This is a genomic window from Streptomyces inhibens, from assembly GCF_003389455.1.
GTDB classification, from domain to species: Bacteria; Actinomycetota; Actinomycetes; order Streptomycetales; family Streptomycetaceae; genus Streptomyces; species Streptomyces inhibens.
Genome location: NZ_QUAC01000396.1, coordinates 1 through 8,824, shown reverse-complemented (window position 1 = coordinate 8,824; position 8,824 = coordinate 1). Strand labels below are relative to the sequence as shown.

Annotated in this window: 8 protein-coding genes; 1 reads left to right on the top strand and 7 read right to left on the bottom strand. The window is 71.4% G+C overall.

Features of this window, described 5'->3' with window-relative positions; genetic code table 11:
• From DY245_RS35610 to DY245_RS35585, 6 genes are all read right to left on the bottom strand, one after another.
• Window positions 1–366, bottom strand: a 366-nt coding sequence (locus DY245_RS35610) for a phosphopantetheine-binding protein (RefSeq protein WP_147318419.1), incomplete at its 3' end; no start/stop codon positions are given.
• Between the two features lie 28 nt (window positions 367–394).
• The gene (locus DY245_RS35605) at window positions 395–595 is read right to left on the bottom strand and encodes an MbtH family protein (protein ID WP_128511233.1); all 201 of its coding nucleotides are present in this window, start codon (window positions 593–595) and stop codon (window positions 395–397) included.
• 86 nt (window positions 596–681) lie between these two features.
• The gene (locus DY245_RS35600) at window positions 682–1,470 is read right to left on the bottom strand and encodes a thioesterase II family protein (protein WP_128511232.1); all 789 of its coding nucleotides are present in this window, start codon (window positions 1,468–1,470) and stop codon (window positions 682–684) included.
• 109 nt (window positions 1,471–1,579) lie between these two features.
• Window positions 1,580–3,415, bottom strand: coding sequence for a non-ribosomal peptide synthetase (locus DY245_RS35595; RefSeq protein ID WP_128511231.1), 1,836 nt, complete (start codon window positions 3,413–3,415; stop codon window positions 1,580–1,582).
• Window positions 3,412–4,425, bottom strand: a complete 1,014-nt coding sequence (locus tag DY245_RS35590) for a TauD/TfdA family dioxygenase (protein WP_128511230.1) — start codon at window positions 4,423–4,425, stop codon at window positions 3,412–3,414. Before DY245_RS35590 ends, DY245_RS35595 begins: the two co-directional genes overlap by 4 nt.
• Before the next feature lie 342 nt (window positions 4,426–4,767).
• The gene (locus DY245_RS35585) at window positions 4,768–6,036 is read right to left on the bottom strand and encodes an MFS transporter (RefSeq protein WP_128511229.1); all 1,269 of its coding nucleotides are present in this window, start codon (window positions 6,034–6,036) and stop codon (window positions 4,768–4,770) included.
• Between the two features lie 204 nt (window positions 6,037–6,240).
• On the opposite strand from DY245_RS35585, the gene DY245_RS35580 reads away from it, so the two are divergent.
• Window positions 6,241–7,278: a helix-turn-helix transcriptional regulator gene (locus DY245_RS35580; protein WP_128511228.1), complete on the top strand. Its 1,038-nt coding sequence runs from the start codon at window positions 6,241–6,243 to the stop codon at window positions 7,276–7,278.
• A 31-nt stretch (window positions 7,279–7,309) separates the two neighbouring features.
• Here the strand turns inward: DY245_RS35580 and DY245_RS35575 are convergent, their stop codons facing one another.
• Complete coding sequence (locus DY245_RS35575) at window positions 7,310–8,614, bottom strand: condensation domain-containing protein (protein ID WP_280525039.1); 1,305 nt, start codon at window positions 8,612–8,614, stop codon at window positions 7,310–7,312.
• Between the last annotated feature and the right edge of the window lie 210 nt (window positions 8,615–8,824).

The following is an 8,824-nucleotide window of genomic DNA, read 5'->3' as shown; positions in this document are numbered from 1 at the left end:
GTTGTAGGTCGGACTCTGCTCGAAACGGTCCAGGAACCACAACCGCTGCTGCGCAAACGACAACGGCACCACCTCAGGACGCGGACGGGGTCGCAGCGCGGGACGCTCCAGCGCCCCGTCCGCGGCCCGCGCCGTCAGCCGCTCCGTCAGGCCCGCCACGGTGGGCGCGCTGAACAGCTCCCGGATCCCCAGTTGCACGCCGAGCACCGAGCGGATCCGGCTGAGCAACTGGGCGGCCTTGAGCGAATGGCCGCCCAGGGCGAAGAAGTTGTCGTCCGGCCCCACACTCGGCACACCGAGCACCTGCGCGAACAGGCCACACAACAGCTCCTCCTGCACCGACCGCGGATTCTGCGACTGGCTCATGACGCTCCCTTGAAGATCCGGAATGGATTCAGTTGCCGATGGCCGGCTTCGGTGTCAGAGCGGTCCAGTGCGCGTCGACGTAGTCGAGGCACGCCTGGTAGCCGGTCGCTCCGTACGCCACGGTCCAGCCCATGGGAGGCGCCAGCCGCGCCGGCCACAGGGAGTGCTGGTTGTCGTCGTTGGTCAGGACCAGGTAGGTCCCGTCGGCGTCTTCGAAGGGGTTCGTCACCGCGTGGGTGTCCTTTCAGGCGAAGCAGGGAGAAGGAGGGAGAGGGAGGGACGGAGCCGCGTGGGCTCGGGCGGAGCGGTGCGCGCTCAGGCGGGGGCGCTGGTCGGCGCGGTGGTGAGCGCGCGGAGGTGGAGCGGCAGCCGGCGCCAGATCTCGGGGGTGTAGAAGTGCCCCCCGGGCAGGATGTCGTGGTGGTAGGAGCCGAGCGCGACGCGGCGCCACTGGTTTCCGGCGTCCTGCTCGATGACGTCGTCGTCGGTCGCCGAGAGCATCTGCACCGGGACGCTCACGCTGGCTCCCGGCGTGTAGCGGAAGGTGTCGCGGACCTGGATGTCCGCCCGCATGAGTTCCACCGCCATCTCCTGGAGATCGGGGTCCTCCAGGACGTGCGCCGGCATCAGGCCGTTGGTACGCATCCAGTCCAGCAGCGAGGTGTCCGTGTCCTGGCGGGCGGGGAACATGTCGCGGGGCGTCAGGCCGCGGTCGGGCGCGTTGCACGAGGAGACGACCAGCGTCTCGGGCAGCGGTCCGCCGTCGCGCTCGATACGGGCCGCCACGTCGAACGCCATCCAACCACCCATGCTGTGGCCGAACAGGATGTACGGTCCCTGGACGGCGGAGAGGACGGCGGCGGTGGTGTCGGCCGCGAGTTCGTCCCAGTCCGTCGCGCAGGGCTCCAGGAACCGTCCCTCGCGGCCGGGGTAGCAGACGGCGGAGAGGGCCACGTCCGCCGGGAGGCAGTCGCCCCAGGCGTGGTACGGCCCGGTACCGCCGCCGCAGAACCCCAGGCAGATGAGCGTGCGCGAGGTCTGCTCGGTCCGCTCCTTGATCTGGATGACAGTGGTGTCCTGTCTACCGTGGATGTGTCCGGCCATGATGGCTCGCTTCCTCTTCCTCTCGTGCGGATGGGGGCCGGGGCTGTGCCGCCCCGGCAGCGGGGCAGTGACCGGCAGGCCCGTGCCCCGCTGGGGCTGGGGGCGGCGGTCAGACTGCGGCGCGCAGCGTCTCGACGTGCCGGGCGAGGTCCCGGAGCTGCGGGTGCCGGTAGACCTCGCGGGTCGACATGGCGATCCCGAACTGCTTCTTGAGCCGGGCCACGACGCGCAGCGCGATCAGCGAGTGGCCGCCCATGGCGAAGAAGTCGTCGTCGGCGCGGACGCGCTCGCGGCCGAGCACCTCGGACCACACGGCCGCGATCAGCGTCTCGACCTCGCCCTCGGGTGCGTTCTCCAGGTCTGCGGCCGTCTCCGCGTCCGCGGTCGGGTTCTCCTCGGGGTCGGGCAGGGCGGCGAGGTCCACCTTCCCGTTGCCCGTCAGCGGCAGGGCTTCGAGGCGGGTGTACACGGTCGGGATCATGAACTTCGGCAGAAGGGTGGCCAGTTGTTCGCGGAGCGCCTCAGCGGTCGGGGGCTCGTCCACCGTGTCCGGCGATGCCACGAAGTAGGCGACGAGCTGTTCGCCGGAGACCGGGCTGTGGTGCAGCGTGACCGCGGCGGCGGAGACGGCGGGGTGGCGGGTCAGCGCCGCCTCGATCTCGCCCGGCTCGACGCGGTATCCCCGGATCTTGATCTGCCGGTCGATGCGCGCCAGGTACTCCATGGCCCCGTCCGCGCGGCGGCGCACCTTGTCGCCGGTGCGGTACATCCGGGTGCCGTCGGCGGCGAAGGGGTCGGCGACGAAGCGCGTCGCGGTCAGCGCGGGCCGGTTGACGTACCCCAGGGCCACCTGGGGGCCGGCGAGGTAGAGCTCCCCTGCCACGCCGTCGGCCACCGGGCGCAGGTCGATGTCCAGGACGTGGGCCCGGACGCCCGGCAGCGCGGGGCCGATGTGCGGTGTGCCGCCGTCGATCCAGGCAGCGGCGGTGTCCACGGTGCACTCGGTGGGGCCGTACAGGTTCAGCGCTTCGAGCCGCCCGGCGGCGCGTTCGGCCGCCAGCTCCCGCCAGGTGCCCTCGGGGACCGGTTCGCCGCCCATGAACAGGCGCAGTGCCCGTCCCTCGGCGGCCCGTACGAGCAGGTCGTCGCGGAGCAGGTGCCAGTGCGAGGGGGTCAGGTCGAGGTCCTGCACGCCGTACGCGTCCAGGGCCGCGGTCAGCCGGGCGGGGTCGGTGCGCTCGTCCTCGTCGAGCACGACCAGGGTGTCGCCGCGGCACACCCGTGCCCACTGCTGGACCGATGCGTCGAAGGAGACGCTGGCGTTCCAGGCCACGACGCGCGGCTCCGGGGCGTACATGCCCGCCTCCTCCAGCGCCGCCACGAGGGCGGCCACGCCGCCGCGGGTGGTCTCGACGCCCTTGGGGGTGCCCGTTGAGCCCGACGTGTAGATCACGTAGGCCGGTGCGTGTGCGGCGACCGGGACGGGCGGGGCCGGGTGCCGGTCCGCCGTCGCGCCGGGCCGGCCAACGGTCAGTGCGTGCACGCCGGGCGGCCACTCCCCTGCGGCCGCCGTGGTCACCAGTACCCGAGCCCCGGCGTCGCGCACCATCGCGTGCCGCCGCTCGCCGGGGTACGCGGGATCGATCGGCACGTACGCGGCACCCGCCCGCCAGACGGCCAGCAGCGCGACCACGAGGTCCGTGCCCCGGGGCAGGCTGACCCCTACCCGGTCGCCGGGCCGGACGCCCGACCCGGTCAGCGTGTCCGCCAAGTCGGCTGTCAACGCATCGAGTTGGGCGAAGTTGAGCGTGCCGTCCCCGTCGCGGACGGCGATCCGGTCCGGGCCTGCCGCCACGGCCTGCTGGAGGCGGGACATGAGGTCGACGGGCCGGCCAGGGGCGACGGTCGCGTCGAGGCCGTGCGGGCCTTCCAGTACGCCGGTCACGCGGCCTGCTCCTCTCGGGCGGCGGCGGCCACGGTGGGCCGGCAGTCCTCCAGTGCGACCGGGTCGCCCATGGCGACGACGATGCGCCGGTCGCCGCGGAAGGGGTCGCGGCCGTGGGTGGACAGGATGTTGTCGACGAGGAGGATGTCGCCCGGCTGCCAGTTCCGCCGCAGCGTCGCGCCCTCGTAGGCGGCGTTGACCGTCTCGATGTCCTCTCGGGTCAGGGGCTTGCCGTCCCCGAGGGCGGTCTCGAACGGCAGCCCGTCGAGGCCGAATTCGTCCTGCAGCATCTCCCGGATCTCCTCGTCCAGCGACCACGAGTTCCAGAAGGCCATGTGGTTGAACCAGACGCCCTCCCCTGTCTCGGGGTGGTGGACGATGCCGGGGCGCAGCTGCCGGGTGCGCAGCGCGCCGGAGTCGTCCCATTCGCAGGAGACGAGGTTGTCCGCGCAGTATTTTTCGACGTCCTCGCGGTGCTCGGTGGCGAACGCGGTGCGCCAGTCCAGGGAGATGTGCTCCGAGTAGTTGCGGGTCAGCAGCCAGCCCGCGGTGCGCATCCGCTCGACCAAGTCGGCGGGGAGGAGGCGCAGCACCTCGCGGCAGTCGGCGACCGGCGTCGCGCCGCCCTCCTCGGGGGCGGTCAGGCAGCCGAACAGCAGCAGACCGGGGAAGGTCAGGGTGTAGCTGTTCTCGTTGTGCATGCGGATCGGCTGGTTGGGCGGCAGGTCGGTGGAGGAGTACACATCGTTGCCATAACTGCTGCGCGGGGTGGCCTTCTCGCGGTAGGGCGTGCGCTGCGGGACGAGGACGTCCCGTACCTTGGCGAAGTCTTCGACGTCGTGGACGGGCAGGCCGCGGAGGTACAGCGCGCCGTGCCGGTGCAGCGCCGCGCGGAGCTCGGAGTGGACCGAGGTGAGCCACGCGCACGCCTCGGTGGCGTCCGCGAACCGCGGGACCTGTGTCGTGGCCGGTTTGCCGGTCTCGATGGTCCAGAAAAGGGAATCACTCATCGTGCTGCGCGTCCTGTCATGTCGTTTCTCACTGATTTCCTCGTACGCCGATTGCTCCAGTGGGTCATCCCCATCCGGTGTCGTGCTCATCGGTGAGTTCGCTGTGCACGGCCGGGGGGAATTGACCTGAACGCATGGAGGGTTTCTCCTACTTCTTCGAGAGGGACTTTTCCCGACCGACTCCACGGGGCTCGGTCACCGGATTCGGTCGGGAAGTCGACGGAGTTCACGCTGTCATCGGAATAGGCCGTTCACCAGGGTGACCGAGGGCTGACATTCACGCCTGTCGCATAGACGAGAGGGCGCAAATAGTGCATACCGCGCAGCGGTGCGGTGACCGCCTCAGACCGTCGCGCCCGCCCGCGTCGGCAGGTCACGGCGGCTCCGGATGGGCGAGCAGAGCAGGATCAGCGCGCTGAGCGGGATGCCGGCGATCATCAGCCACAGCGTCGGGCGCACTCCGAACCAGGTCCCCAGCGCCCCGGCGAGGAGCGCGCCCAGCGGCAGGGTGCCGTAGTTGAGGAACGACGAGCACGCGGAGACCCGGCCGAGCACATCAGCCGGGCAATAGCCCTGCTGGAAGCCCGCCTTGATGACATTGCCCGCCACCACCCCGACCGAGACCGAGGCGTAGCCGATGACGAAGAGGGCCAGTCCGGCGGCTCCCCGGGAGGTGAGCGCCATCAGCGGCGCGAGTGCGGGCACACCGAGTTCGAACAGCATCAGCGCCCGGGCCGTCCCGAACCGGGTCACGCCCCGGCGCACCACGAGTGCACCCACCACACCGCCCGCGCTGCCGATGGCCACCAGCACCCCCACCCCGCTGTTGGTCAGACCGACGTCGCGGACCAGGAACACCACGAGCAGCGACTGGTATCCGGCCAGGAACAGGTTCGAGGCGGCGCCGAAGAGCGTGAGGCTGCGCAGATACGGATCGCGCGCCACCAGCCGGATGCCCTCGCCGACCTCGCGGAACAGCGCGCCCCGCGCCCGTTCGACGGGGGGCACCGACGGCTCCCGGTGGCGGATCCGGGCCACGCACGCAAAGGAGATGAGGAAGGTCGCCGCGTTCGTCAGCATGCCGTTGACCGAGCCGGCGACCTGGGCGATCAGACCGCCGGCGCCGGTCCCGGCGATCTGTGCGGCGGAGGCGCTGCCGTGCAGCTTGGCATTGCCCTCGGCCTGGTCCCCGGGGCCGACGATGCTGGGGAGATAGGCGGTGTACGCGGTCTGGAAGAAGACCGCGGCGGTACCGACGAGCAGTGCGACCAGCAGCAGCCGGCCCACATCGAGGGCGCCGAGCCAGTAGGCCAGCGGCACGCACACGAACAGCACACAGGAGACGGCGTCACTGACGAGCATCACCGTTCTGCGCGACAACCGGTCCACCCAGACGCCGGCCGGCAGGCCGATCACCAGCCAGGGCACCCAGGTCGCGGCGTTGAGCAGGCTGACCTGGAAGGTGGTGGCGTCCAGGACGGAGACGGCGACCAGCGGCAGCACCACGCTGGTGACCGCCGCGCCGAATTTCCCCGCGCTCTCGCCGTACCACAACTTCCGGAAGTCCGTGTTCCGGCGCAGCAATCCGCCGCCCGCGGGCCGCTCCGCCATTCGCCGTCCGGCGTCTTTCCGGTCGCGGTGCGCCACTTCCTCTCCCGGGTCGTTCCGCGCTCTCACCGCCATGCGGGCATTCCCGTCTGCTCATCGTTGACCGGTTGTTGATCGGGCATGTCTAGGCTGCCCTCCGATCGGGGGAAGACTCTGGTACGGCAGGGGTGGGTCATGAATACCTCACGCTCAGTCAGTGAAATCAAGATGAGTCAGGAAGCCTTGGATGTCTTCGAATTCGCGGCGGAACGCACCGTATTCGGCATCGAAGATCTCGCGGCCGTCGGTCTCGATGCCGACGAAGCGAAACGCGCCGTCAAGGAACTCGCGGGCCTGCGGCTGCTGTCATACGCCGAGGGGGCCCCCGAGCGCCTCGCCATCGTGCCGCCGAGGATCGCCGCCAACCGGATGCTGCGCCCGATGGAGCGCGAGGTCCGGCACCAGCAGGACGAGATCGAGCGGTTCCGTTGGATGTTCGAAATGCTGCTTCCCGCCTACGAATCGAGCCGGGCGCGGAACATTGACACGGCACACGTCGAGATGGTCGACGACCTGCGTCTGGTCGAGGAGCTCATCGAGGAACTGACCCTGAACTGCCGTGAGGAGGTCCTCACCGCGCAGCCCGGCGGAGCACGTTCGCCCGAGTCGCTGCGGGCGGCGCTGGAGCGGGACCGCCGGATGCTCGCGCGCGGCATCGCCATGCGCACCCTCTATCAGCATCCCGCCCGCTACCACCAGCCGACGATCGACCATGTGCAGCGGATGACGAGCCTGGGGGCGGAGGTGCGCACCCAGTCCGAGGGCCTCTGCCGCATGCTGGTGTTCGACCATCACGCGGCGCTGCTCGGCGTACCGGACGACCCGCAGGCGGCCTTGCTCGTCCGTGAGCCCCGGCTCATCCACAGCATGCGGGTCTTCTTCGACTGGGCCTGGCGCGGCGCCTCGCCGTTCCCGCTCAGTTTCGACGCGACATCGGCCGTCCGGATCTCCGGCGAGATCCAGCAGGCGATCGTCGCCATGCTCTCCGAGGGGCTGGAGGACAAGTCCATCGCGCGACGGCTGGGTATGTCGGTCCGCAGCTGTCAGCGGCATGTCGCGGAGGTCATGAAAGTGCTCGGCGCCAAGAGTCGCTTCCAGGCCGGGTTCCTCATCGGCCAGTCCCGGGGCCGCCCGGCGGGCGGGGCACCGTCCGGCACCGAGCCCTTAACGCTGCCGGGCCCCTCGCTCCCCTCCCGCCGGGAGTGACGGCGACGAGCCTTCGGGCCCGGCCGATGCCTCATCCCGGCCGCCGGGCCGGGGCGGGCAGGGGTGCCCCGGGCTCGGCCGCGGCCAGGTCCACCACGAGGCGGCCGAGGCCCTCGGCGTGGCCGTCGGCCTCTTCCACCGAGTACGTGGCGGGGTTGGCCTCCACGCTCACGGTCGTCCCCTCGCTCGGCGACCGTACGTCGAAGAACAGACTGAGGTCCGGGACGGGGCCGGTGGTCAGCGTGCGGACCGAGCCCCGGGCCGCTCCCAGGCGCAGGTCGCGGTCGAAGTTCACGACGTTCACCAGCGGCCCCACCCCCGGCGGCTCCGCCGGGCCCGCGGCGGTGGCCAGCGCTCGCCGGAACTCCTCGTAGCGGTACCGGTGGTGGCGCATCGCCTGCCGGATCCGGCCGTCCGCCTGTGCGAAGGCGTCCCGTACCGAGGCATCCGGCTCCACGGGCACCCGCAGCGGCAGGATGTTCGCCAGCGGCGCGACGACCCCGCGCAGCGCGCGGGTGGAACGACCGCCCACGGAGCAGCCGAAGGTCACCTCGTCCGCTCCGGTGACCTGCTGCAGGTACAGGGCGGTGGCCGCGATCAGGAAGTGCGCCGGCGGTACCGCCAGCCGCTCGCTCTGTCTTTGGATCGCCGTGACCGCGGGCGCCGGCAGATGGTGGCGGCCCTGGAGGGCCGCGGAGGCGGGCGGCGCGTCCGCATGGAGCCGTCCGGTGGCCGGCCAGGCCGCCGCCTCCTTCGCCCAGAATTCCTGGTCGGAGCGGTACGTCCGCCCGGCGGTGTAGGCCCGGTCGTGCTCGACGGCGACGGAGATGGGCTCGAAGGGATGTGGGTCCGGGCAGGTCCCGCTGTGCAGCGCGTTGTAGAGCTCGGCCGTCCGGCGGGCCAGCGCGGCCAGGCCGTGGCCGTCCGCCACGATGTGGTGGACGCGGCGGTACCACAGGTGGCGGTTGGCCGACACCTTGATCAGGGCGGCGCCGATCAGCGGACCGATGGTGAGGTCGACCGGCCGGGCGAGGTCGGCGCGCATCCAGGCCACGGCCTGCCCGTCCGGATCGGCGGCCGCACTCAGGTCCAGTACGTCGAAGTCCCACTGCGCGGGCCCCAGCTCCTGCACCGGCGTCCCGTCGGCCTCCGTGACGAACCGTGCGCCCAGCGATCCGGCCTCGTCCACGGCGGTGCGCGCCGCCTGCTGCAGCAGGGCCGCGTCGAGAGCGCCGGTGATCTCGTAGTAGTCACCCACGTTGTAGGCCGTGCCTACCGGCTCCAGGATCTGGGAGATCCAGATCTCCAATTGGCCTGCTGTCAAAGGGACTCGCACGTTTCCGCTCCAGACGCCTCGGGACCATCGTCCACCGACCCTGCCATCCGTCACGACCTGCGCACAGACCGCAGTGGGGGTGGTGTTTCCGCCTGTCGTGGACCCGAAGGGGCACACCGCCGGGCGGCCGAGCCCGGTCCGCACGCCGCCGGGTGGTGCGGCCGCCGACGGCCGCACTGAGCCGGCCGGCGCGGTCCGCGCGGGGGCGGT

What these genes read in the sequence shown, in the direction of transcription:
- DY245_RS35600 (WP_128511232.1), bottom strand. Translation starts at nt 1,470, where the DNA reads ATGGCCGGACACATCCACGGTAGACAGGACACCACTGTCATCCAGATC.
- DY245_RS35590 (WP_128511230.1), bottom strand. Translation starts at nt 4,425, where the DNA reads ATGAGTGATTCCCTTTTCTGGACCATCGAGACCGGCAAACCGGCCACG.
- DY245_RS35585 (WP_128511229.1), bottom strand. Translation starts at nt 6,036, where the DNA reads ATGGCGGAGCGGCCCGCGGGCGGCGGATTGCTGCGCCGGAACACGGAC.
- DY245_RS35580 (WP_128511228.1), top strand. Translation starts at nt 6,241, where the DNA reads ATGAGTCAGGAAGCCTTGGATGTCTTCGAATTCGCGGCGGAACGCACC.